General features: G+C 68.2%; 20 protein-coding genes. 10 read left to right on the top strand and 10 right to left on the bottom strand.

What is annotated here, in order from left to right; genetic code table 11:
* Positions 1-18 precede the first annotated feature (18 nt).
* From ACM6LR_RS08525 to ACM6LR_RS08505, 5 genes are all read left to right on the top strand, one after another.
* Positions 19-510, top strand: a complete 492-nt coding sequence (locus tag ACM6LR_RS08525; protein ID WP_414937095.1) for a hypothetical protein — start codon at positions 19-21, stop codon at positions 508-510.
* A 70-nt stretch (positions 511-580) separates the two neighbouring features.
* Positions 581-1,354 (top strand): YcnI family protein, encoded by a 774-nt coding sequence (locus tag ACM6LR_RS08520; protein WP_414936434.1) that lies wholly within the window; start codon positions 581-583, stop codon positions 1,352-1,354.
* The gene (locus ACM6LR_RS08515; protein WP_414936435.1) at positions 1,355-1,918 is read left to right on the top strand and encodes a copper resistance CopC family protein; all 564 of its coding nucleotides are present in this window, start codon (positions 1,355-1,357) and stop codon (positions 1,916-1,918) included.
* Entirely contained in the window at positions 1,915-2,946 is a 1,032-nt protein-coding gene (locus ACM6LR_RS08510; protein WP_414936436.1) for a copper resistance D family protein, read from the top strand. Before ACM6LR_RS08515 ends, ACM6LR_RS08510 begins: the two co-directional genes overlap by 4 nt.
* 253 nt (positions 2,947-3,199) lie before the next feature.
* Positions 3,200-5,215 carry a tetratricopeptide repeat protein gene (locus ACM6LR_RS08505; RefSeq protein ID WP_414936437.1) on the top strand — a complete coding sequence of 672 codons (2,016 nt, stop codon included), beginning with the start codon at positions 3,200-3,202 and terminating at the stop codon, positions 5,213-5,215.
* A 212-nt stretch (positions 5,216-5,427) separates the two neighbouring features.
* Here ACM6LR_RS08505 and ACM6LR_RS08500 read toward each other — a convergent pair whose 3' ends face one another.
* On the bottom strand, positions 5,428-6,315 hold the full coding sequence (locus tag ACM6LR_RS08500; protein WP_414936438.1) for a phosphotransferase family protein: 888 nt from the start codon (positions 6,313-6,315) through the stop codon (positions 5,428-5,430).
* A gap of 7 nt (positions 6,316-6,322) precedes the next feature.
* Complete coding sequence (locus ACM6LR_RS08495; protein WP_414936439.1) at positions 6,323-7,726, bottom strand: tetratricopeptide repeat protein; 1,404 nt, start codon at positions 7,724-7,726, stop codon at positions 6,323-6,325.
* A 318-nt stretch (positions 7,727-8,044) separates the two neighbouring features.
* Here ACM6LR_RS08495 and ACM6LR_RS08490 point away from each other — a divergent pair, with 318 nt between their 5' ends.
* Positions 8,045-8,419, top strand: a complete 375-nt coding sequence (locus tag ACM6LR_RS08490; RefSeq protein ID WP_076163933.1) for a hypothetical protein — start codon at positions 8,045-8,047, stop codon at positions 8,417-8,419.
* 13 nt (positions 8,420-8,432) lie between these two features.
* The gene (locus tag ACM6LR_RS08485) at positions 8,433-8,858 is read left to right on the top strand and encodes a hypothetical protein (protein ID WP_414936440.1); all 426 of its coding nucleotides are present in this window, start codon (positions 8,433-8,435) and stop codon (positions 8,856-8,858) included.
* Positions 8,859-9,196: 338 nt separating this feature from the next.
* Here ACM6LR_RS08485 and ACM6LR_RS08480 read toward each other — a convergent pair whose 3' ends face one another.
* On the bottom strand, positions 9,197-10,453 hold the full coding sequence (locus ACM6LR_RS08480; RefSeq protein WP_414936441.1) for an MFS transporter: 1,257 nt from the start codon (positions 10,451-10,453) through the stop codon (positions 9,197-9,199).
* Positions 10,446-11,768, bottom strand: coding sequence for a GH1 family beta-glucosidase (locus ACM6LR_RS08475; RefSeq protein ID WP_414936442.1), 1,323 nt, complete (start codon positions 11,766-11,768; stop codon positions 10,446-10,448). The genes ACM6LR_RS08480 and ACM6LR_RS08475 overlap by 8 nt, the downstream gene beginning before the upstream one ends.
* Positions 11,769-11,908: 140 nt before the next feature.
* Here ACM6LR_RS08475 and ACM6LR_RS08470 point away from each other — a divergent pair, with 140 nt between their 5' ends.
* Positions 11,909-12,553, top strand: a complete 645-nt coding sequence (locus tag ACM6LR_RS08470) for a TetR family transcriptional regulator (protein ID WP_414936443.1) — start codon at positions 11,909-11,911, stop codon at positions 12,551-12,553.
* Positions 12,554-12,986: 433 nt separating this feature from the next.
* Here the strand turns inward: ACM6LR_RS08470 and ACM6LR_RS08465 are convergent, their stop codons facing one another.
* Entirely contained in the window at positions 12,987-14,171 is a 1,185-nt protein-coding gene (locus ACM6LR_RS08465) for an amino acid deaminase/aldolase (RefSeq protein WP_414936444.1), read from the bottom strand.
* A gap of 86 nt (positions 14,172-14,257) precedes the next feature.
* On the opposite strand from ACM6LR_RS08465, the gene ACM6LR_RS08460 reads away from it, so the two are divergent.
* Positions 14,258-15,562, top strand: a complete 1,305-nt coding sequence (locus tag ACM6LR_RS08460; RefSeq protein WP_414943510.1) for a D-arabinono-1,4-lactone oxidase — start codon at positions 14,258-14,260, stop codon at positions 15,560-15,562.
* Positions 15,563-15,574: 12 nt separating this feature from the next.
* Here the strand turns inward: ACM6LR_RS08460 and ACM6LR_RS08455 are convergent, their stop codons facing one another.
* The 5 genes from ACM6LR_RS08455 to ACM6LR_RS08435 all read right to left on the bottom strand — a co-directional run bounded on the left by ACM6LR_RS08455 (position 15,575) and on the right by ACM6LR_RS08435 (position 22,741).
* A complete protein-coding gene (locus tag ACM6LR_RS08455) occupies positions 15,575-16,522 on the bottom strand; it encodes a ribose-phosphate diphosphokinase (RefSeq protein ID WP_414936446.1) in 948 nt (315 codons plus the stop codon).
* Between the two features lie 61 nt (positions 16,523-16,583).
* Positions 16,584-17,234 carry an NAD(P)H-binding protein gene (locus tag ACM6LR_RS08450; protein ID WP_414936447.1) on the bottom strand — a complete coding sequence of 217 codons (651 nt, stop codon included), beginning with the start codon at positions 17,232-17,234 and terminating at the stop codon, positions 16,584-16,586.
* Between the two features lie 19 nt (positions 17,235-17,253).
* On the bottom strand, positions 17,254-17,904 hold the full coding sequence (locus ACM6LR_RS08445; protein ID WP_414943509.1) for a hypothetical protein: 651 nt from the start codon (positions 17,902-17,904) through the stop codon (positions 17,254-17,256).
* A 362-nt stretch (positions 17,905-18,266) separates the two neighbouring features.
* The gene (locus ACM6LR_RS08440) at positions 18,267-20,534 is read right to left on the bottom strand and encodes a protein kinase domain-containing protein (protein WP_414943508.1); all 2,268 of its coding nucleotides are present in this window, start codon (positions 20,532-20,534) and stop codon (positions 18,267-18,269) included.
* Entirely contained in the window at positions 20,525-22,741 is a 2,217-nt protein-coding gene (locus ACM6LR_RS08435; RefSeq protein ID WP_414936449.1) for a serine/threonine-protein kinase, read from the bottom strand. The genes ACM6LR_RS08440 and ACM6LR_RS08435 overlap by 10 nt, the downstream gene beginning before the upstream one ends.
* Before the next feature lie 118 nt (positions 22,742-22,859).
* Here ACM6LR_RS08435 and ACM6LR_RS08430 point away from each other — a divergent pair, with 118 nt between their 5' ends.
* Entirely contained in the window at positions 22,860-23,921 is a 1,062-nt protein-coding gene (locus tag ACM6LR_RS08430; RefSeq protein WP_414943507.1) for an HpcH/HpaI aldolase/citrate lyase family protein, read from the top strand.
* Positions 23,922-23,982: the final 61 nt, after the last annotated feature.

The raw sequence follows: 23,982 nt of genomic DNA, 5'->3' as shown, positions 1-23,982 counted from the left end.
CGTGGCGGCTTGCTCGGCGTGAGTTCCGCGGCGCTGGCGGTGACCGCTCACGTCGTGGGGGACGGCGAAGTACCCGATGCGGCGATGACGATGTTGCTCACCGTGCTCATCGGCTGGAACGCCACCGCGCTCGCCGCGAAGGCGCGCGGACCGCTCGCCACGATCGTCGACCTCGGCGCGGGCCAGGTCGTGATGCACCTCGTGCTCAGCTCCCTGAGCAGTCACGAACTGAGGCACGACGAGCCCGCTCCCGTCTCGGGCGGGCTCGCGATGACCGTGGCCCACGTCGTCGCGACGCTGGTCACCGCGCTGCTGCTGGCCAAGGCCGACGGACTGCTGCTCGGCGTCCTCGCCTGCCTGCGCGTGCTGGTCCCGTTCATCCTCAACGCGCTTCCGGTGCCCGCCGCGGCGGGCACGCCGGTGCTCGCCCGTCCGGCGGGTCCCGGTCACCTCGTCCGCGTGGACCTTCGCCGGGTCCACGGCAGGCGCGGCCCCCCGCTGCTCTCCTGAACCCCAGCTCGTCCCCCGTAAACCGGCGAGGTCCCCGAACCCGCCGTCTCAATCACGTTCAGGAGTCTTCGTGTCCAAGCACGTCTTCCAGCGCGCCGGTTTCCTCGCCGCCGCCATCGGTGCCGCCGGTCTGCTCTCGGCCGGGGTCGCCTCGGCCCACGTCACCGCCAACGTCTACGGCCCCCAGCCCGAAAAGGGTGGCTACGGGTCGATCTTCTTCCGCGTCCCCAACGAGGAGAAGGACGCCGGCACGGTGAAGGTCGAGGTCACCCTCAAGCCCGAGTACGCGCTCAGCTCCGTGCGCACCAAGCCGATCCCCGGTTGGAAGGCCGAGGTCGTCAAGTCGAAGCTGCCCGCCCCGGTGACCACCGCCTCCGGCACTCAGATCACTGAAGCCGTCACCAAGGTGTCGTGGACCGCGGAGCCCGGCACCAAGATCGCCGCCGGTTCGGCCGAGTTCCAGGAGTTCCAGATCAGCGCTGGCCAGTTCCCGGCCACCGTCGACGCGCTGGAGTTCCCGGCCACCCAGACGTACGAGAACGGCAAGGTCGTCGAGTGGAACCAGCCGACCCCGGCCTCCGGTGAAGAGCCGGAGCACCCCGCGCCGAGCGTGAAGCTCGCCGAGAAGAGCGGTGACGGGCACGGTGGTGGCCACGGTTCCGACACGAAGGCCTCCGAGGAATCGCACGCTTCTTCGTCGTCGTCCGACAACACCGCCCGCTGGCTCGGCGGCGCGGGCCTGGTCGTCGGCGCGCTCGGCCTCGGCGTCGGCGCCGGTGCCACCCTGCGCGCCCGCCGCGCCACCGCGGCCGCCTCCACCAAGAGCACCGAGGAAACCGAGTAAATGCGTAAGGCGCTCATCGCGCTGGCGATCACCGGGGTGGCGTGGCTCGCCACAGCCACCCCGGCGCTGGCGCACAACGTCCTGATCTCCTCAGACCCGGCGAAGGGCGCTTCGCTCGCCGCCGGGCCCGCGAAGATCACCCTCACGTTCGACCAGTACGTCCAGAACGCGAACGTCAACCAGATCGCGGTCATCGGACCGGGCGGCGGCCAGTGGGCCGAAGGCCAGGTCGAGGTCCGCGACAGCGTCGTGTCCGTACCGCTGCGGCCGCTCGGCCCGGCGGGCGAGTACAAGATCGGCTTCCGGATCCTGTCCGCGGACGGGCACGCCGTGACCGGTGAGGTGCCGTTCACGCTCACCGCCGCGGGCGCCGGGACACCGGCGACCGCCGACGCCGCGCGCAGCAACGCGGGCCAGGCCGAGACGACCCCGGCGACCGGCGGCGAAGGTTCGTCCGGGGTACCGATCTGGGTGTGGATCGCGGGCGCCGTCGTGCTGCTCGCCGTCGGACTGACCGTCGCACTGCGCACCGGCGCGGGCGACAAGGAGAAGAGCGGGTCATGACACAGGCCGAGACCACCTCGCGCGCCCGCGTCGCCGTCCTGTTCTGCGTGGTGGCGGCGGGGATCGTCGGTGCCCTGATCGGCGTCGCGCTGACGGCCACCACCCCGGTCCCCGGGGTCGCGCAGGTCAGCGAGGTGGTCTCGGTCTCCATCCCGATCGTGCGGGTGCTGCTGGACATCTCGGCGGTCGCCACGATCGGGCTGGCGCTGCTTTCAGTGCTGGTCGGCTACGACCGGCCGAAGCTCTCCGAGCCGATCATGCGGATCGCGCGGCCCGCGAGCGTCGCGGCGGCGCTGGTCTGGGCGACCACCGCGCTCGTCGCGCTGATCCTGCAGACCGCCGAATACCGGCCGGGCTCCAGCACACTGTCGATCTCGGACGTCGGGAGCTACATCGCCGATGTCGGCGCGGGGAAGGCGCTGCTGATCGTCGCGGTGCTGGCGTTGCTGCACGCGGGACTCGGCGTCCTCGCGCTGAAACACGGCGAGAAGGTGCCCGCCGAGGTCCGCGTCGGACTGGGCCTGTTCGCACTGCTGCCGCTGCCGGTCACCGGGCACGCGTCGAACTGGAACTACCACGACTACACGATGATCTCGATGGAACTGCACGTGATGAGCGCGGTCGCCTGGACCGGCGGGCTCGGCGCGATGGCGGTGCTGCTCGTCGGGAACCGGACACTGCTGGCGCACGCGCTGCCGCGGTTCTCCAAGCTGGCGACGCTGTGCCTGATCCTCGGCGCGGTGACCGGCCTGTTCAACGGGCTGATCGAGATCACGCTCAACCCGTCGCTCGGTTTCTGGGAAGGCGTGTTCACCACGCCGTACGGGCAGTTGGTGCTGCTCAAGCTGTTGTGCACCGGGGTGATCGCGGGTCTCGGCGCCTACACGCGCTGGAAGCTGATGCCGCGGATCATCCGGCACAACCGGACGGCACTGGCCGCGTGGGCGACGCTGGAGCTGACCGTGATGGGGTTGGCGTTCGGGTTCGCCGTCGTCCTCACTCGCGCGCCGGTCGTGCCGACGAGCTGAAGGGGACTTTCCCCGCATCTCACGCGGCGAAGGGCGCTTTCCCCGCATCGCATGCGGGGAAAGTCCCCTTCAGCCAGGCGGTGGCCTTGCTCCATCTGGCCGCATTTGACCGGTTTCACTGTCCTCTTCGGATCGTCACCGGAATGCTCTACGCGATCGCTGGGGTAACCCGAAGAGGGGATAGTGGATGGGCAGCCCGATGCCGGGTGAAAGTGAAGTCGGCACACCGCAGGTACCGCGCCAGCGTTCGGCGGTGAGGCTCACCAGGCAGGTGAGTTCGGGGCCGCGTCAGCTCCCGCCCGCGCCGGCGCATTTCACCAACCGTACGGCCGAACTCACGCTGCTCGAGAAGCTGCTGGCCAAGGACGACACCGACGCCGACCGGCCGTCGCTGCACCTGATCAGCGGACAGGGCGGCATCGGGAAGACGGCGCTGGCCACCGCGTGGGGCCGTCACGTCGGTGACCGTTTCCCGGACGGGCACCTCTGGACGGATCTCGGCGGCTTCAGCACGAACGGCCCGCTCTCCGCGAGCGAAGCACTCGGCCGGTTCCTCCGCGCGCTGGGCGTCCCGCCGGAGGGGTTGCCCTCGGAAGTCGAGGAACTCGCCGCCCTGTACCGCACGACGACCGCCGAGCGGCCGCTGCTCCTGCTGCTCGACAACGCGGCCTCGGCCGAGCAGGTGCTGCCGCTGCTGCCTTCCTGCGGGGAAAGCCTCGTGATCGTGACTTCGAGGCGCCGCCTCGGCAGGCTCCAGGCCGAACATCGCGCGAGGCTGATCGAGCTGGCTCCCTTCGGCTCCGCGCACAGCGCCGAGCTGCTGGGTCGCGCGCTCGGCGCCGAGCGGGTCGACGCCGAGACCGACCAGGCGCGCGCCATCGCCGAGCTGTGCGGCGGCCTGCCGATCGCCCTCACCACGGTCAGCGCCAAGCTGGCTGGACGGCCGAAAATGTCGTTGGAGAAGATCGCCACCGAGCTGGGGAAGGAATATCGTCGACTGGCCACGCTCTCGACGAAAGAGGCGCAATCGGTGGAAGCCAGCTTCAACCTGTCCTACGACGAACTTCCCTCGGACGCGGCCGCGCTGTACGCGGCGCTCGGGCTGCATCCCGGTCCCGACTTCGGCGTCGGAGTCGCGGCCGCGTCGATCGCCGTCCGCCCGGAGGTCGCCGACGACCTGCTTGACCAGCTCGTCGACGTCGGGCTGCTGATCGATCGGGGTGACGACCGGTACACGTTCCACGACCTCGCGCGGCTGCACGCCAAGGAGAAGACGTCGGGCAACGAGTACGACCGCGACATCGCCGTGCGCCGCATGCTCGAGTGGTACCTGTTCGCGGCCTCCGCGACGGCCGGCTTGACCACGCCGGACCAGGACACGATCCCGTACCGCTACGAGTACCGGCCGTCGACGCGGGCGTCGTTCGATTCGTCCGAGGAAGCACTCGCCTGGCTGGAGCTGGAACGCGAGAACCTCATCGCCGCGGTCCAAACGGCCCACGAATGGCAGCTGCCGGAGCTCGGCTGGCAGCTCGCCACCGCGATGTGGCCGCTCTTCCTGCTGCGCAAGCACTATCCGGACTTCCTGCGGGTGAGCGAGATCGGCGTCCACTGCGCGAAGGCCTGGGGCAATACCTCCGCGGAGGCGTTGATGCGCAACCGCGCCGGCGCCGCCTGCCGCGGCACCGGCCGGTACGACGACGCCGTGCGGCACTACCTGGCCGGACGCGACGCGGCCCGGACAAGCGGGGACCACGTCGTCGAGATCCGGTCGGTGGAAGGGCTCGGTCTGGTCGCACTGCAACAGAGCAGGCTCGACGAAGCGATCGAGTGGTTCACCGAGGACCATCTGCTCAGCGAGCGGCAGGAACGCCCGCACGACGTCGGGCTGGCGCTGATCAATCTCGGCGCGACCCGTGCCAGGGCCGGACAGGTCGAGGCGGCGATCACCGACCTCACCCGTGCTCGCGACACTCTCGACGGCGACGACTACAACGTGGCCCGCGCCCGGATCGAACTCGGCCGCGTCCTCACGGCGAGCGGGGATCTCGCGGGCGCGCGGGCCGAAATCGAACCCGCCCGCGCCACCATGGAGGCCAGCGGGTCGCGGTTCGAGGTGGCCAGGGCGCTGTCCGCGTTCGGCGAGATCGCCGAAGCGGAAGGCGAGCCCGAAGAAGCCCGGCGCCACTACGACAAAGCTTTGCCGATTTTCGTCGGGCTCGGCCGCCCGGAAGCCGACGCTCTGCGTACGCGTTTGGAACAACTGTGACTCGAAGGCACCGATCGACGAACAACCACGGGATGAACTGAGCGCGCCATTTAACGGAGCGTAGCTGCAAGTTGCACATTTGGGGGAGCCTTGGGCCAGGAGAAGTGATTAGCCCGGGCGAATTCGTCACCGATTGATCGCTGATTTCGGGCAAGCGACGAACGGTCATTCGCCGTCGGCGAATGCACGTGCAGAAACCTTTCCCTGGTGACTCACCGATACCGGTTCCAGCGGGCGCCGGTGTGCCCGTTCCGGAGATCGTCCAGCCGTTTTCGCAGCTCATCACGCACGCTGGGGTGACTGCGGAGAATCGGGAGAACACTCGTGGTGAGCTTCAGTTCACGGATCGCGCGCAGTACCGGGAACCCGGACCACGTGGTCACGTCGAATCCGTACCGCTCGGCGAACACGCGATAGCGAGCGGGTGGATCACCGAACCGTTCATGGCCGACGGCGAGCGGCGTCAGATCCCATTCCGGCGGTCCGACGCAGGACGAATCGAAATCGCACAGTACCGGTCCGTCCGGTCCTCCGATCACATTCCCGGTGTGCGCGTCCCCGTGGACAAGGGCCCGCGGCAAGGGAAAGTCGAGCGTCGCGAGCGCGGCCTCGACCTCGGCACAGCGTTCGAGCAGGAACCGCCGGTCGCCCGATGACAGCTCCTCCGCGTCCGAAACCCGGGCGCGGACCGCGGCGAACGGCGCCCATTCGGCGAGCCCCTCGGGCGGCTCGAGCGCGTGGACCCGGCGCAGCAGCGCGGCGAGGTCCGAGGACTTGGCCTTCCGGCCGGTGGACGGCACTTTCCACCACACCGTCACGAGATGGTCCCCGACCGGCAGCGGCTGGTCGAGGCCGGGAAGCAGGCGGATGGCGGGCACGTCGTGCCGTTCGAAGTGCCGTGCGACCCGCACGACCGTGCCGGCCCGGTGCCTCAGCAGGGTCGAGCCGACGATCCGGACGACGAACGGCGCGCTCGCCAGTTCGTAGACGGCGTTGTTGGTGAACCTCAGCAGCCGGGCCTCGGCGGGGTCCACGCCCAGCAGCTCACAAGTCCGCCCCAGGACATCGCGCAGTTTGCCGGGTGTGAACCGGCCGTCCAATCCTCGCTCAGGCGGCGTAGAAGGAGTTGAGGCGATCGGCGAGGTCACGGGCGTCGGCGTTGTTCCGGCGGCGCTCCGCCTCGACCTGCAGTGGTCGCATCCGGTCCTTCACCCGCTCCGACTTGATGCCCTCGGCACAGTCGACGGCCTTCGAGCCCACCTTGGCGCCGTGATCGAGATCGCCTTCGAGCAGGTGGTTCGTGGCCAGCGCGCTGAGCATGAACGTCTTACTGCGGGCCATGTCGTCGTCGTAGAACTCGACGGCCTTCGCCAGCGCCGGGATCGCGTACTTGGTGTGCTCGGCGTTCTTCGCGGCGAGCACCGTGTGCACGGTGCCGATCATGGCGTAAACGTCGGTCTCGGTGAAGAACTTGACCCAGGACTCGGCCTCGGCCAGGTCGGCGCGGGCGAACTCGTCCTTGCTCCGGCCGAGCAGCTTGGTGGCCTGCTCCTCGTTGCCCATCATCGCGTAGGCCCACGCCTCGTTGGCGCAGAGCACGGCGACCGCCAGCTCGGAGCCCGATTCCTGGGCGGCGATCTGGCCGAGCTGGAACAGTTTCAGCGCGTCGTTCGGAGCGTCCTGGTGCAGGTAGACGCGGCCCATCCGGTACAGCACGTTGGCCACCAGCGGATGGCTGTCCCCCTGTTTGGCCAGGTCCAGCGCGTTCGCGAAATGGCCGCGTGCGGAGTCCATGAGGCCGGTGTCGAAGGATGTCCAGCCCGCCAGGCTGTGCAGGTCGGCCAGCGCGACGTACAGGCGGTTCTTGACCATTTCGGTGCCGGTGGACTCGAGCATCTGCTGTCCCCAGGACAGCTGCGCGACCACGGCGTCGCGGCAGAACCCGCCGCCGTACTGGTAGTCGAGGGACCGGAGCGCTCTGGTCGCGGCTTCCACCTGACGGACGTCGGTCATGCCGATCCGCCCGGGAGCGGGCGTCTTCGCCGGCCCGGAAGACCAGGTACCCGATTCGGGACCGAATACCGCCGCACCCATCGTGACCTGGGCGGCGTGCGCGAGGAACCTCCGTCGCTTCACGGACTCGTCCTCCTCCGCCTGCTGGCCGTCGGCAGCGCCGACGACCTTTATCGCTGTCGCCTCGTCATAGGCGAGACCCATGTATCCCCGTGGGACACCAAGGCCGTCAGCGATGCGGGTGAGCACGTCGTACGCCATCACCTGGCGACCCTTGAGGATCTCGGACACCTCGGACTGCGATTGGCCGGTCATCGCGGCGATCTGGCGCTGCGAAACACCGTGCTTGCGCAACAGCCGGTAGACGGAAGAGATCTCCCGGGTGGCCAGTGCGGCTCGCATCTCCGGCTGCTCCCAGGCATCCGGCGGCACGGGGTGACTCTGGCGGCTCTTGGAGTCCGAGCCGGCGACAGCGCCGCCACCGATACTGGCGTCCATTGCGCCCCCTCACAGTTCCGTTGGGGTCGAGAAACAGCGTAAGCACACTTATTCAACCGTGCGAAACACCGAAATGCCCGTCGTGATCGGCCCGGCAGAAGTCGTTTGACCGCTTACCGTGAAACCTCGTCCGGTTACCGCTATGACGGCGGTTCGACCTTCTATCGCACTCGGTTTCACATCACTGTAGTTGTCAGATCTCAGTGACCGACCAGCCACCGGCAGCGATCACAGAGAGCTACCAAGTCTCCGAACCTCCTACAGGTGCGGATACGCGGTCAGGAAGACGACGTGGAACGAGAGAGCGGAGAAGAGCCAGTGGAGTTCGTGGACTCGATCGCAACAGGCTCCATCACCGCGGGACGGCCCGGTATGGCGACGCGCCACCTGCGTGCGGCCGGCCCCGCCGGTCAGCAGGCGGTCGCCGTCGCGCCGGGTGCCAACCGTCCGGTCTCCCCCTCCGCGGCGGTCGACCCTCGTACCGCGAGTGTGCGCCGTTACGAAGGCGGACAACTGGTCTGGCGCGTGCAGTGCGGCGATCTCATCAGCCGCGAGCGTGCCGTCACCGTGTTCGTCGAAGACAACCAGGTGGTTCTCGTCTCGCCGCCAGGAGAGACCGCGCGCCTGACGTCCGGCCAGCTCGGACAGCTCAGGGCAGCGCTCAACGAAGCCGCCAAGATGGCGGAAAGGTGACGGTGAGTTCTCCGTGGATCAGGTCCTAGGGCAAGTCCTCCGCAACGCGGTTTGGGAACGCCTCGACATGCTCTCCGATCTCGCGAACCGGGCTGACGCGCAGTCGCTCGTGTCGGTCGCTCGCTCGGAGCTCCCCCGGCTGACCGAGGGCTGGCGCGCGATGCTCCAGGCGCATGAACCCGACGAGCGCGGCGACTGCCCCACTTGCTCGACCCGCTGGCACAAGTGCAAGGCCCCCTGCTCGGTCTGGCAGGTCGCGCACGAGCACCTGGTCGCCGGCGGCCTCGCCCCCCAGCAGACCGTGGCCACCCAGGACCACCGGCGGGAGAACCGCCGCCGTGTCCCTGGTCAGAGTCGTGGCGTGAGCCCAGCCGAAACCACCGGCAGGCACGCACTGGTCAACCCGCGCAGGCCTGCCATCGGCGGTGTGCACGCTTGAAACTCTTCTTGAGAGACACCGCCTAGAAGCTGGCGAGCGAACGGCGGTCCGAGCGCCCCCTCGGCAACCACGCCACGAGCTCGCCTTCGCCGGAAGCGGTTCGCCCGTACCCCCGAACGCGACGAGCCGCTCTCGGTGATCACTCCGGTCCCCACCGCGATTAATCGAAAATTCTCGGCAGAACACCTAGCGAAGGCAGTAATCGGTCGCTAGGTTGATGATCACAAAAGCAGCGCGATACCTGCCAAGGAACACGCTGCCATCCCCCGAACTCCGCGGGCCGGTGCCGTTGCACTCCCCTCCCCCGACCGGCACCGGTCCGCGGTCTCCAAAACGCTCTAGCCGACGCCTTTCACCCGCGTGACCAGCACCGCGGCGATGACGGTGGACAGCGCCGAAGCCGCGAAGAGGCTCGGATAACCGCCCAGGTAGGCCAGGATCGGCGCGGTCAGCATCGGCGCCACCACCTGCGGCAGCGAGTTCGCGATGTTGATGACCCCGAGGTCCTTCGCCCGGTCCTGCGCGGTGGGCAGCACCTGCGTGAGCATCGCCAGCGCGACGGCCATGTACGCACCGAAACCGACGCCCAGCAAGGGCGACGCCGCGAGCGCGGCCGTCCAGTTCTGCCAGACGACCAGCACCAGCGCGGCGACGGCCATCACCGCTGACGCGGCGAGGACGTAGGGCTTACGTCGTCCGGACTTGTCGGAGAAATGCCCGGCGATGAGCGCGCCGACGATGAGGGCGGCGCCGTAGAGCCCCATCATGATCAACAGTCCGGTGTCCGGGTCTTCGTAGTGCACCGCGTCCTTGAGGAAGAACAGCAGGTACAGCGTCCCGAAGGCGTTGCCGAGGTTGATCATGAAGTGACAGCCCCACGCCCAGGCGAAGTCCGGATGCCTGCGCGGAGAGATCCACAGGTTCGACAGCACGTCGCGAGTCTTGGCCGACGGCCGATACGCGACCGGCAGCCGCGCGTCCGGCGTGCGCAGGACGAACGCCGCCGCGCCCGCCAGCACGATGGCCGCGCACACCGCGTAGCCCAGCGGAAGACCGGCGAGGTCGAGCATCACCACGACCACCACCGCGCCGAGTACGGTCCCGAGCATCTGCGCGATACCGACCAGCCCGCCGACCTGCGCGCGCTGGGGCACGGGCACCCGGTCCGCGATCGCCGAGACCAGCATCGCGAGCATTCCGTTCAGGCCCGCCTGCACCAAGCACCAGCCGAGCACCATGACCGCGACGTTCGGCGCGAACGCGAGGACGAGCAGCCCGGCCGCGGCGACCACGGCACCGGCGGCCGTCCACGGATGGCGGCGTCCCCGCGCGGAACAGGTGCGGTCCGAGAGCAGGCCCACGGCCGGGTTGGCGATCAGCGCGATGACCGCGCCGACCCCGGTGACCAGGCTGAACACGGCCTCTTTGTTGGCCGCGTCCAGGATTTCGGCCTGCTTCGGCAGCAGGACCTGGATGGGCGCGTAGACCCCGAGCCAGAGCGCGATGTTCGCGAAGAACAGCAGGCTCATCCAGCCCGCGCGGACCCTGGCGACCGGTTCGGCGAGCGCCTCGGGCAGTTCCCTGACCTCACTCATGGCGGATCAGTTCCCGGTACCAGCCGAAGGAATCCTTCGGTGTCCGCTTCTGCGTCTCGTAGTCGATGTGCACCAGGCCGAACCGCGGCTGGTAGCCCTTCGACCATTCGAAGTTGTCCATCAGCGACCAGACGAAGTACCCGCGGACGTCGACCCCCGCGTCCATCGCCTCGCGCACCGCGACCAGATGACTGTCGAGGAAGTCGATGCGCTCCTGGTCGTGGACGTGCCCGTCATCGGCGACGACGTCGTCGAAACTGCAGCCGTTCTCGGTGATGTAGACGGGCGGGAGGTGCTCCCGGTAGCGCTCGTGGAAGCCGACGAGCAGATCGCGCAGCCCGTGCGGGACGATCGGCGAATCGTTGGTGGTCATGGGATATCCCTCGATCGCGCGAAGCTCGAAGGGGAGCGGGTTGCCTTCACCGGGCGCCGCGACGCCCTGCGGCTCGTAGTAGTTCACCCCGTAGAAGTCGAGCGGCTGCGCGATGGTGGGCAGGTCTTCGGCGAAGTTCTTCGGGAGATGTTCGACGACCTGTTCGGGATAACGGCCCAGCAACACAGGATCCGCGTAAGTGCGGTTGATGAGGGCGTCGATCCATTCGCCCGCGGCCTTGTCCGCCGGCGAATCGGAGGCGGGCCAGATCGGCGAATGATTGTTGGCCGTGCCGACACTGCGGGCGCCGGCCGCGCGCAGGGCCTGGACGGCGAGACCGTGGGCGAGATTCTGGTGGTGCGCGGTGGGCAGGGCGTCGAGCAGCAGGGTCTTGCCCGGCGCGTATTCGCCGATCGCGTAGCCGAAGATCGACATGACCATGGGCTCGTTGAGCGGGATCCACATTTTCACCCGATCGGAGAACCGCTCGCCCAGGATGGCGGCGTACTCCGCGAACCGTTCGGCGGTATCACGGGAGAGCCAGCCACCCTTGTCCTCGAGCGCCTGCGGGAGATCCCAATGGAAAAGCGTCCCCACCGGGTCGATTCCGGCGGCGCAGACCTCGTCGATGAGCCCGTCGTAGAAGGCGAGGCCTTCCGCGTTGGGCTTTCCGTCGCCGTCGGGCTGGATTCTCGGCCAGGCGAAGGACATCCGGTACGCGCCGACGCCGAGTCCGGCCATCAACGCGATGTCGCCGGAGTAGCGGTGGAAGTGATCGGCCGCTACCTTGGCGTCCTCCCCCCGCGCGATCTTCCCCTCCGTTTCAGTGAACGTGTCCCAAATGGACTGTCCTCGGCCGCCCTCTCCGGTCGCCCCCTCGATCTGGAAGGCGGAGGTCGAGACACCCCACAGGAATTCGGACGGGAAGGTCGGATTCTCCACCGGCTACGCACCTTTCTCGAGAGACACAAGCTTCGGAGACACGGCCGAACATGAAAAGTTCTCAGATACTATGCCTTCACTCGACCGTGGGGAACCCTGTCGGGACGATAAAGTCGCAGATCAGCGAAGGAGGAGCCCGAGTGTCCGACATCCAGGCCGCGAAACCGCAGACGGAGACAACTCCGCTCCGGCGGCAGCCCGTCCAGCAACGCAGCGCCAAGCGCGTGGAGCAGATGCTCGACGCCAGCGCCCAGCTGATCGACGAGCTCGGTTACGAAGCACTGACGACCACGTTGATCGCGAAGCGCGCGGGGGTGGCCGTCGGTTCGCTGTACCAGTTCTTCCCCGACAAGCGGGCCGTGGTGCAGGCGCTGACGCAACGCAATCTCGAACGGTTCGTCGCCTCGGTGTCCGACACCCTGAACGAGCTCGCGCCCGAACACTGGTGGGATGTCGTGGACTCGATCCTCGACATCTACCTCGACATGCACCGCGAGGTCCCCGGATTCTCGAAGGTCCACTTCGGTGACGTCGTGGACCGGCAGCTTCTCGACGAGACGCGCGACAACAACGCCGTCATAGTCGACGCGCTCACCGACATCCTTTCGGCGCGGATCTCGTCGCCGCTGGACGACATCCGGTTCGCGCTGACGATCGCGAACGAGACGGCCGACGCGCTGCTGAAGCTGGCTTTCCGTCGTGATCCGCGTGGGGACGAGCGGATCGTGGCGGAGGCGAAGTCGGTGGTGAAGGGGTACCTGGCGAGCAAGTTCGGGGAGGCCTGAGTTTTCTGGGCGCTCCGGGTGGGCTGAAGGGGACTTTCGCCGCGTCCGATGCGGCGAAAGTCCCCTTCGCCCACGTCGGTCCACTATGGACTGATGATCGGCGGCCTGACTGTCCCCCCATGCCACCTTTTGAGACGCTGAGCGCCCCGAACTCGGTTTGGCGAGCCTTCCGCACACCGACGGATTCCCTGCTCCATTAGTGTGCACCGGCGACCCGGGCCCATGCCTCACCAGTCACACATGCCCCACCAGCCCCGCCACGACCTATCCTGAGCTGGCGTTATCCTGTTATCCACACAAGTTGTCCACACCCACCCACAGTTGTGGACAACTTCACCCTCCGCCCCTCGGAATCCTCTCCCCCGACACCCCCTCCCGATACGCTGGTGCGGGGCGCGCCCCCCTGGGACGGGTGGGGGTGGGGTCGCGCGGATCAGCCGAAGTTTTGGGCTTCGCCTCGGTAGGTGGGGACGGTCCGGTCGACGCGGTCGCCGATGACGACGTGGTAGTGCGTGAAGCGTTCGGCGAGTTCGCCGGCCTTCGCGTGGCGTAGCCAGACGCGGTCGCCGAGCCGCAGGTGGCGGGCGGCTTCGCCGGAGACGGGGGTCTGGACTTCGCCGGCGCCCTCGAACCCGAGCAGCGAGAGACCTTCGGGCAGGTAAGGCGTCGGCTGTCGCGAAGACTCCGTTGGGCCGGAAGCGATGTAGCCGCCGGAGAAGAGCGTGGCGACCTTCGGCGCAGGCCGCCGGACGACGGGGAGCGCGAACATCGCGGCCGGACGCGGTGAGAAGTGCGCGTAGCCGTCGAAGAGGGTGGGGCCGATCAGGCCGGAGCCCGCGGCTATTTCGGTAACGGCCGCTTCGGCGCCTGTCGATTCGACGCTGCCGCTGCCTCCGCCGTTGACGAACTCCAGATCCGCCAGGGCCCGCACCGCCTTGACCGCGGCCGCGCGGCGCTTCGCGATTTCCACAATGGACTTCCGCTGCATCCAGCCGACGACCGCGTTCTTGACGCCGCCACCCGCCGCGTCGCCGAGCCCGGCGATCTGGCCTTCGTACGCCATCATCCCGGCAAGCCGGAAACCCCTGCGGGACAGGATGGTTCGCGCCAGATCGGCGGCCTGCCGCGGGCTGAACACCGGCGAGCGCCGGGTGCCGACATGCACGCCGGGCAGGGGCCGCCACGAAGCGTCGAGTTCGAGACAGACCCGGATTTCGGCATGGTCCTGCCCCAGCGCGGCATCGACCAGGTCGAGGTGCTCCGGCGAATCGACCATGATCGAGATCGCCGCCCGCGCCCGGTCGTTCGCCACCAGCCGCCGCAGCGCGCCGTGGTCGGCGGTGGGGTACGCGACCACGATGTCGTCGGTCGTCCCCTGCTCGACGTGCCAAACGGCTTCGGCGAGCGAGTAGCACATGAGACCTTCGAAGCCGGGCCGCGCGAGCGCCCGCATCAGCAGGTATCGGCAGCGCACCGACTTGCTGACCACGCGGATCGGCTTGCCGCCCGCCCGCCGCAGCAGATCGGCGCCGTTCGCGTCGAAAGCATCCAAGTCGACTATCGCGAACGGAGGATCCAGATCCTTCGTCGCCAAGTCGTACACCGTCGCACTGGTCACCCGAACTAAGGTACGACAGAAGGGCTTGAAACGCGAATACTATTCACTTACTGTTTCGGCACTCACGACGACTGTTAGGTGGGCGCATGACTCGGTGGACCAACTGGGCCGGTACCGCGGCGGCGACACCCCTGCGTGTGCATCGGCCGCAGGACACGGGTGCGATCGCCGAGGCGATCGGCCGGACCGCCGCGGCCGGACGGCGCCTGCGCCCGCTGGGCAGCGGCCACTCGTTCACGGCGATCGCCGTGGCGAATTCCGACGCCATGGATTTGGCCGGCTGGACCGGTATCGCGTCGGCCGACGTCGCGAAAGGCCTGGTCACGGTCCGATCGGGCACCACGCTCAAGCGACTCAACGCCGAACTCGACGCGCTGGGGCTGGCGATGACCAACCTCGGCGACATCGACGCGCAGACCGTCGCCGGCGCGATCTCCACCGGCACCCACGGCACCGGCGCCCGGCTCGGCGGGATCGCCACCCAGATCGCCGCGCTCGAACTCGTGCTCGCCGACGGCACCGTGGTCACCTGTTCGGCGGACGAGCGCCCCGATCTCTTCGCCGCCGCGAGGGTCGGCCTCGGCGCGCTCGGCGTCATCAGCACGGTCACCCTGCAGTGTGAACCGTCGTTCCTGCTCTCCGCGCAGGAACGGCCGGAACCGCTCGAACAGGTCCTCGAAGGCTTCGACCAGTTCGCCGACGAGAACGACCACTTCGAGTTCTACTGGTTCCCCTACGGCAAGAACGCGCTGGTCAAGCGCAACAACCGGCTCCCGGCGGGCAGCGAACGCAAGCCGCTGAGCAAGGTGAAGGAATTCGTCGACTACGAGATCACGGAGAACGTCGCCTTCGGCGGGCTGTGCCGCCTCGGCCGCGCGGTACCGAAACTCGTGCGGCCGCTCGGCAGGTTCGCCTCGAACATCCTCTCCACCCGCGAATACAGCGACACCTCACATCGCGTCTTCGTGACCCATCGCGGCGTGCGGTTCGTCGAGTCGGAGTTCGCGATCCGCCGCGAATCACTGCTCGACGTCTTCGCCGAACTTCGCGCGTTCGTACCGAAACTGGAGAACCCGATCGCGTTCCCGGTCGAAGTACGCGTCGCCGCCGCGGACGACATCTGGCTCTCCACCGCCAACGGCCGCGACTCCGCCTACATCGCGATCCACCAGTTCGCCGGCATGCCCTTCCGCGAGTACTTCGCCGGATTCGCGTCGATCGTCGGCGAGGTCGGCGGACGCCCGCACTGGGGCAAGATGCACGACCTCGACGCGGCGACCCTCCGCTCGCGCTACCCGCGGTTCGACGATTTCTCGCGGGTCCGCAAGGAGGTGGACCCGGCCGGGATCTTCACGAACACCTACCTCGACCGGGTCCTCGGCACGATCTGAGCCGATGCAGACCTAAGCCGATTCGAAGAGCGCGCTGACCGACTCTCCGTTGTGGATCCGCCGCATCGCCTCCGCCAGCGCGGGCGCGATCGACAGGACCCGCAGCTTCGGGCTCTGTTCCTCCGGCGCGATCGGCACCGTGTTCGTGCAGACGACCTCGAGCACATCGGGCTGGCTGCCGATCCGCTCGAGCGCGCCGCTGGTGAAGAGACCGTGCGTACAGGCGACGCGGATCGAGCGCGGCTTCAGTTCGCGCAGTTTGGAGAGCAACTCGATCACCGTGCTCCCCTTGGCGATCTCGTCGTCGAGGACGATCACGTCGCGGCCGGTGATCTCACCGATCACCGAGCTGATCTCGACTCTGTCGTCGGCGAAGCGCTGCTTCGCGCCCGCGGCGACCTGCGCTCCGAGCAGCCGGGCGAAATGCGCGGCCTCCTTGGCGTTGCCGAGATCCGGCGAGACCACAGTGGTCGCGGAGAGGTCGTACTGGCGGAAGTGCCTGGCCAGCTCCTGCAACGCGTGCAGGTGATCGACCGGAACGCTGAAGAATCCGTGCACCTGCGGCGAGTGCAGCGTCATCGCGAGGACACGATCGGCGCCGGCGGTCGCCATGAGATCGGCGACGAGGCGGCCACCGATCGAGATGCGCGGCGCGTCCTTCTTGTCCGACCGGGCGTACGAGTAGTGCGGCATGACGACGGTGATCCGCTTCGCCGACGCGCCCCGCGCGGCGTCCAGCATCAGCAGCAGTTCGACGAGGTGTTCCTGTACCGGCCGCACCAGCGGCTGGATCAGGAAGACATCGCGTTCACGGCAGTTCGCCTCGAGCTGGACTTCGAGGCAGTCGTTGGCGAACCGCTGCACCCGCACGGGATGCAGCGGAACACCGAGATGAGTACAGATCTCTTCGGCGAGCTCCGGATGTGCGCTACCGCTGAAAACCGCGATGTCCTCGCGCAAGGACCTACTCCGTTCACTTAACTGACGGATTACGTCCACACACTAGCCAGTACCGACGATTTCAGAGAGCGGAAACAGCCTGAGAGATAGGAGTATCACCCGAGATCGCTTCGAGGACGCGTCCCACCGTCGACGGATTGTCGAGCAACGCGACCAAGAGCGCGGCGACGTCCTGACGCGGGATCGGCCCGCGTCCGGTCGCTTCCGCGATCCGGATCTCTCCGGTGCCGTCTTCGTCGGTGAGCTGTCCCGGCCGCAGGATCGTCCATTCGAGATCGCGGGCGCGCAGATCGTCCTCGGCCGCTTTCTTCGCTTGGAGATAGACGCGGAAATCGTCCGATACGTCCGCGGTCTCCCCTTTGTCGGCACCCATCGAGCCGACCTGGATGTGCCGACGCACGCCCGCCCGCTCGGAGGCCGCCGCGAAAAGTCCCGCGGCCGCCCTGTCCACAGTGTCCTTGCGAGCCGTGCCGCTGCCGGGCCCGGCTCCGGCGGCGAAGATGGCGGCGTCGGCGCCATCGAGCACCTTGGCCACGGCGTCCACATCGGACTTTTCCAGGTCGAGGACGACGGCTTCGGCACCGATCGCCTCGAGGTCGGCGACGTGATCGGGATTGCGCACGATCCCCACCGCCTGATCACCGCGCCCGGCGAGAAGTTTCTCCAGCTTCAGCGCGATCTGTCCGTGTCCACCCGCAATGACTACTCGCATGGACCCGACAGTAGTGCGTCTACTCGACTTCGGCAGGGGCCTCGGTGGCGCGCAGCAGCTGGTCGTAGACGATCTCGTTGACCAGGCGCGAGACCGGGTCCTCGTCCAGGATCATGCGCTCGTTGTGCCCCTCGAGGTCGAGGTCGGTCACCGCGTTGGGGTCGGCCGCGACGATGCCGAGCCCGTAGGCGCGGGCACGCGGCAGGCAATTGCCGACGTAATCTTCCGTCAGTACGGCTGGCGATGGGAGCACCATCGCGGCCTCGCCGTAACGTGCGAACGGGACCGCTGAGGCCATCGCGGTGCGCCAGTGCCGGGCGACCGCGAGGACGCCGATGATCTCGGCGGCCGGCGCGGGTGCGGTCGCGGCCAGCTCTGGCCATGTCCAGGTGTCGACGGTGGCGCGATCGACGACGGGACCCATACCCATCGCGATGCGCTCCGCGTGCACGTCGGTGCGGAGCCGGGCGACCACGCAGATCTTCCGGCCGAGCACGGTGGTCTCCGGCAACACGATGCCGTTCCAGCCGAGCAGGGCCGCGGCCTTGCGCGAAAGCTCCTCGACGCTCGCGGACAGTTCGATCGGCGGCACCACCCGGCTCGGCAGTGACCGGCTGCGCTTCGCGCCACCGGCGACCGTCGAGCTCTCCATGTTCGGTGTAGCCGCCACGTTCCGCCTCCTTCGAACCTGGTTTCCCTAAGGCTCTTCATCCCGTGCCGCCTCGGAGGAAGCGGCACATGAACTGTCTAACAGGGCGGGGACGCGGGGGCGCCGGACAACGCGAGTGGCTGCGATCGACGGCGCCTTGTCATCGGTGACCGGTCGGCAGGCGGTCATTCGACTTCAGTCCGACCGTGCCGCCAACCGAGTGAGAGCGAGGTAAGTGGTGTTACCCGGCGTCTCCGAACGGTCACGGGTATGGACTGATCGCTACCGGACACAGACGCGGCAAAGGAAGCGAAACGTTAGGCCATCCGGCCCAGTGCACACTCATTCCACTGTGGACATTTCTGGGGCTTCCCAGGTCAAGGTCATGAGAACGTCGCGGTTCGGAGGAGTTCCTCGACGCCTGGCGTCCGCCACTCGTCCATCACCACGATTTGCCTGTCCACAACGAACCAGATCCGCTGGGTCACTTGCGCCTCGCCGCTGCCACCCGTCTGTCCACGAGGAACACAGTCGACGGCCCACTCCTCGTAGGTCGCCGTGGCGGTGCCGATCGGTGCGGTGGCGGAAACCGTCTTGGTAGCGTCACCCTCTTGGCGGAGGTCCTTGCGGCCGGCGGCGTTGCAGGCGCGGCCGCCCGCGCTGCGGCGGTACAGCTCGCCCGGCCGATAGGCCGGCTGCTCCGCGGATTCCTTCGTGTTGTCGGTGATGAGGAAGTAGCGGCAGTTGAAGTATTTCTTCGGATCCGGGCAACTCGAATCGACGATCACCTTCTCGAGTCCCTGCGGCACCGCCGTCCAGCCCGGCGGCAGATGCAGGGTCAGCGCGCCGACCGCCACGTCGGTGAGCCCTTGCGCGGGCGGCGCGGCCGAGGTCCCCTTCAGCGGTTTTCCGCCGGTCACGCCCGCGGCGAGTTCCGGATTCAGGAGATCGGCGACCTTGTCGTAGGGCAGCGTGTAGTTCTGGACGCCACAGGCGGTGGCGAAGCCGAGCCTGTTGAGGTCGACGGTGATCTCGACGGCCGTCGGGGTGAACGCGAGCCACACCTTCCGCTCGTCGGTGAGGTCGGCCGTCTTGAGGGGACGGTACGGGAAGTAGGCGTTGGCAGGGCCGCACTGCTTCTTGTCGGGCCAGAGCAGTTCGGCGAGGGTCCGCAGTCCGTCGTCGGTGAACTTCCCGGGGGCGAACAGTTCGGCGGGCGTGAGTGCCTTGCCCTCCTTCAGGTCGATCGTCACCGCGTCACGACCGTTTCCCCAGGTCGAATGCGGTTTGTTGGTGAGGTCATGGGTGTAGCTCACCGAGAGGTACCGCTCGTTCTGCGAGCGGATCTCGGCCTTCGTGAGGAGTTCGTACGGCCCGCGTTCCGGCTCCAGTTTGGCCGCGCCGGGGCCGGTCTTGCGGTTCCACTCGTCGATCGGCGCGGTCAGGGCGTCGTTGACCCGCTTCAGCCAGGCCTGGTCGGTGGACCCGGACACCTCTGGATAGTCCCCGGTGTAGGCGAGGTTCGTTCCTGGCACGGTGCCGGTGCGGTTCTTCATGGCGACCTTGAGCGCGACGGCCTGCTGAGTCGTCGGCGGTGACTGCGGCGGGGTGCTCGCGTCGGAGAAGACGACCACCGAGCCGACCACCGCGGCCGTCGCCGCGACGACACCGATGGCGACCTTCAGCCCGGCCGCGATCCCGCCGGTCGACGCGGCCACCGCGCCCGTTCCGGCGGCGGCGACCCCGGGCGCGGCCGCCGTACCCGCGCCGAGCAGGGCCAGCGGCGTCACCGCGGCGAGCAGGCCCGTCGCCTTCGCCAGCCGTGACCAGCCCTTGCGTTCCCAGTCGTCGCCGTAACCCGCGCGGGCGACACGTTCCAGTTCGCCGACGAACATGAGCGCGTCGACCGGTCGTTTCGACGGATCCTTCGCCATCCCCAGCGCGACGATCTCGTGCACCGGTTCGGGTGCTTCGCCGAATGGGATGGGCGCGTGTTCGTGCAGCGTGCGGAGCACCTCGGTGTCGTCGGCCTGATACGGCCGATGACCGGCGACGCACTGGAAGAACACACAGGTCGCGGCGTAGACGTCGGTCGCGGGAGTGGACTGTCCACCCGCCCATTGTTCGGGCGCCATGTACGCCGGCGTGCCGACCGCCGGACCCCGGTCACCGGCGAGGACTGCCGTGCCGAAGTCGACCAGCTTGCTCTCGCCGGTGTCGGCGACGAGGACGTTGCCCGGTTTGTAGTCGCGGTGGACGACGCCGACGGAGTGCGCCGCGGCCAGCCCGAGCAGCGATCCCTTCAGCACCGCGAGCGCGGCTTCGGGCTCGAGAGCGCCTTCGGCCTGAAGTACCGCGCGCAGCGAGACCCCGTTGATCGCCTCCATCACGATCGCCGCGCCCTGCGGCGTCTCGAAGAACTCGTACAGCCGGACGACGTGCGGGCTCGACACCCGATGCAGCGCCAGCGCTTCCTGCCGGAACGCGGTCAGATACGCGGGATCCGCGGCGAAGCGGGAGAAGAGGTATTTGATCGCGACGATGTGGCCGGTGTTGTCCTGGCGTGCCAGGACAACACGGCCGAAGGTGCCCTCCCCCAGCTGCTCCAGCTCGGTGAAGCCGGGCAGTCTCCACTCGTCGGTCAGTGCCACCGTGCCTCTTCCAAAATCTTGTCGAGTCCTGGAGTGTTCCACTCGTCGACGATCACGAGCTGCGTTTTCGGCAGAAACCACACTCGCTGGGTGACGATCCCGCCGCCAGAACACGTGAGCTGCCATTCCTCGTAGGCGGCCTTCTTCGTTCCGATCGGCCGAAGCTCCTTCGCCTGCAAGACGGGCGAACCCTGTGTTTCAGCTGGTACCCCGAGGGAATGACACGGACGCGGGCCGGTCGAGCGGTTGTACGGCTTGCCCGGTTCATACGCCGGAGTGGACGGATCGACCCGTGAGTTGTCACTGAAGAGAACGTGCGCGCACTGCGCCCCCGAGCACTGGTCGACGGTCACCAGAGAGCGCTCAAGCGTCGCGCTGGACCGCAGCGACCACTTCTCCGGTGTGGTGATGGTGAACGCGCCGACGTCGTCCTCTTTGGTCCGTTGCGCCGGTGTGTCGCCGAGCAGCTTCTTGACCCTGGGACTCAGCAGATCGAGCAGCCGGTCGTAAGGCACGGTGACCGTCGTCGGGTTGCAGACCATCGGATACCCGAGTGCGAAGGCGCTGAGGTGGAAGACCATCCCGCCCGCCGCGGGCGCCGCCTGCACGATCGACGCTTCTTCGGTGTACGGATCCGACATCGACCTGGCGGGGAGATGCTTCGGCTCCGATGGCGGCTCGGCGAGGCATTCACCTGGTCTGGCCGAGGCGTAGAGCCGGTCTTCCAGTGTCAGCATCCGTTCGGCGTTGCCCTCGACGTTGTCGAACAGGTTCGGGGTCGAGATCACGTCGCCGCCGGACAGGTCGATCACGAGGGTGCGAACGTCGTAGCCGCCGTGGTTTCCGAGCTGCACGGTTTCGACCGAACGTTCGTAGACGACCGAGAGCAGCTTGTCGTCCTGGCGCAGGACCTCGGCCTTGGTGGTCATATGCGGGATGTCGCCGTCGGGTTCCTTCTCCGGCGGGTTGCCCGGCGACCAGACGCTCGTGAGCCAGCCGTCGATCGGCGCCATCAACGCCTTGTTGACCCGCTCCTCGACGGCCTTGTCCTTCAGTCCGCTGATCCGGACGTACTTGCCGTTGTAGTCGAAGCCGTTGAGCTTCTCGGTGCGGGTGCGGACGTCGACCCGCAGGGCGGCGAGCGTCGTCGTCCGCGGTGACGGCTGGTCGTCGCTGCCGGCGTCGACCACCACGACCGTGCCGACGGCGGCAGCGGTGACGGCGGCGATCGCGGCGGTCACCTTGAGGCCGAGCGCGATCCCGCCGCCGGTGGTCGCCGCGACCCCGCCGACCACGCCACCCGCGATGACCGGCGCGGCGGCCGTCCCGGCTCCGAGCAGGGCCAGCGGGGACAGGGCGACCAGGACACCGGCGCCCTTGGCGAGCCAGTGCCGGCCGTTGCGCTCCCAGTCGTCGCCGTACGCCTTCCGCGCGGAAGACTCCAGTTCGGCGACGAACCCGGCCGCGCCCGACGGCCGCTGGGCGACGTCCTTCGCCATGCCGCGCGCGATGAGGTCGCGGACCGGTTCGGGGACCTCACCGAACGGGATCGGCGCGTATTCGTGCAGTGTGCGGAGCACTTCGGTCTGTTCGGCCTCGTACGGCCGGTGCCCGGCGACGCACTGGAAGAAAACGCAGGTCGCGGCGTAGACGTCGGTCGCGGGGGTGGCGATCCCGCCTGCCCACTGCTCGGGCGCCATGTACGCGGGGGTGCCCGCGGCGACACCGGTCTGCCCGGCGAGGACGGCGATGCCGAAGTCGACCAGTTTGCTTTGCCCCTCGCGGGTGACCAGGACGTTGGCCGGTTTGTAGTCGCGGTGGACGGTGCCTGCGGCGTGCGCGCCGGCGAGGCCGAGCAGCGAGCCCTTGAGGATGGCCAGCGCGGCTTCGGGTTCGAGCCTCTCCTGGCGGCCGAGGATCTCTTTCAGGGAGATTCCGTGAACCGCTTCCATGATGATGGCGGCACCCTGTGGGGTCTCCACGAACTGGTGCAGACGGGCGGTGTGCGGTCCCGAAACCCGGCTCAGGATCTGCGCCTCATGGCGGAATTCGGCCAGCCGCCGCGGGTCCGCGGCGAACCGCGTGTACAGGTATTTGATGGCCACGACCTGGGCGGATTCCTCGTGCCGCGCCAGCACGACACGCCCGAACCCGCCTTCGCCCAGCGACCCCAGCTCGGTGAAACCCGGCAAGGCCCAGTCGTCCACAGATTCCTCCGCGATTCCCGATCGTGCCCCCTTGGAGGTGAGCTGCGCCGCAGCGGTTCCCCGCCTTCCGGGTTTAGGGTTACTCGTCGGTCACTTAGCCCGTTGCGATGGAGGAACGATGCGTTCGCCGAAGGATTTCTTCGCCCCGCTCGCGGTGGGGGCGCCCGAACCGCTCCGCCAGATCCCCGTGCCTCCTTCGCGGATGATCCACTTCTTCGATCCCAGCAACGAGAAGATGGCGGCCAAGGTCCCGGATCTCGCCAAGAAGGTCGACGTCCTGCTCGGGAACCTCGAGGACGCGGTGCGCGCCGACCGCAAGGAGGCCGCGCGGAACGGGCTCGTCGCCATCGCCAAGGCGAACGACTTCGGGAAGACGCAGCTGTGGACGCGCGTCAACAGCCTCGACTCGCCGTGGGTGCTCGACGACCTGATCACGCTGGTCACCGAGATCGGCGACAAGCTCGACGTGATCATGGTGCCGAAGGTCGAAGGCGCGCAGGACATCCACTACGTCGACAGGCTGCTCGCGCAGCTCGAAGCGCGAGCGGGCCTGACGAAGCCGCTGCTGGTGCACGCCATCCTGGAGACCGCCAGCGGCGTCGCGAACGTCGAGGAGATCGCCGGCGCGAGCCCCCGGATGCAGGGCATCTCGCTCGGCCCGGCCGACCTCGCCGCGAGCCGCCGGATGAAGACCACCCGGGTGGGTGGCGGGCATCCCGGTTACCTCGTGCGCACGGACCCGACCGGCGAAGACCTGAACGAGGGACGCACGACGTATCAGCAGGACCTTTGGCATTACACCGTCGCGCGGATGGTCGACGCCTGCGCGGCGAACGGGATCATGCCGTACTACGGGCCGTTCGGCGACATCCGTGACGTCGTGGCCTGCGAAGACCAGTTCCGCAACGCGTTCCTGCTCGGCTGCGTGGGTGCCTGGAGCCTGCATCCGGTGCAGATCGACATCGCCAAGAAGGTGTTCTCACCCTCTCCCGAGGACGTGGCCTGGGCGCGGCGCGTGATCGCCGCGATGGGTGACGGCACCGGTGCCGTGATGATCGACGGGAAGATGCAGGACGACGCCTCGGTGAAGCAGTGCCGGGTGGTCGCCGAACTCGCCGACGCCCTGGCCGCCGACGACCCCGAACTCGCCGCCGCCTACGACGCCGCCGGCAGTGTTTGACATCACGCGATCGCGAACACGTCCACGGGCCGCGGCTGATCGAACACCCGCCAGTCGCCAC

This window comes from Amycolatopsis sp. cmx-11-32 (assembly GCF_047608695.1).
GTDB lineage: Bacteria > Actinomycetota > Actinomycetes > Mycobacteriales > Pseudonocardiaceae > Amycolatopsis.
This window is presented reverse-complemented; position numbering and strand designations above follow the sequence as displayed.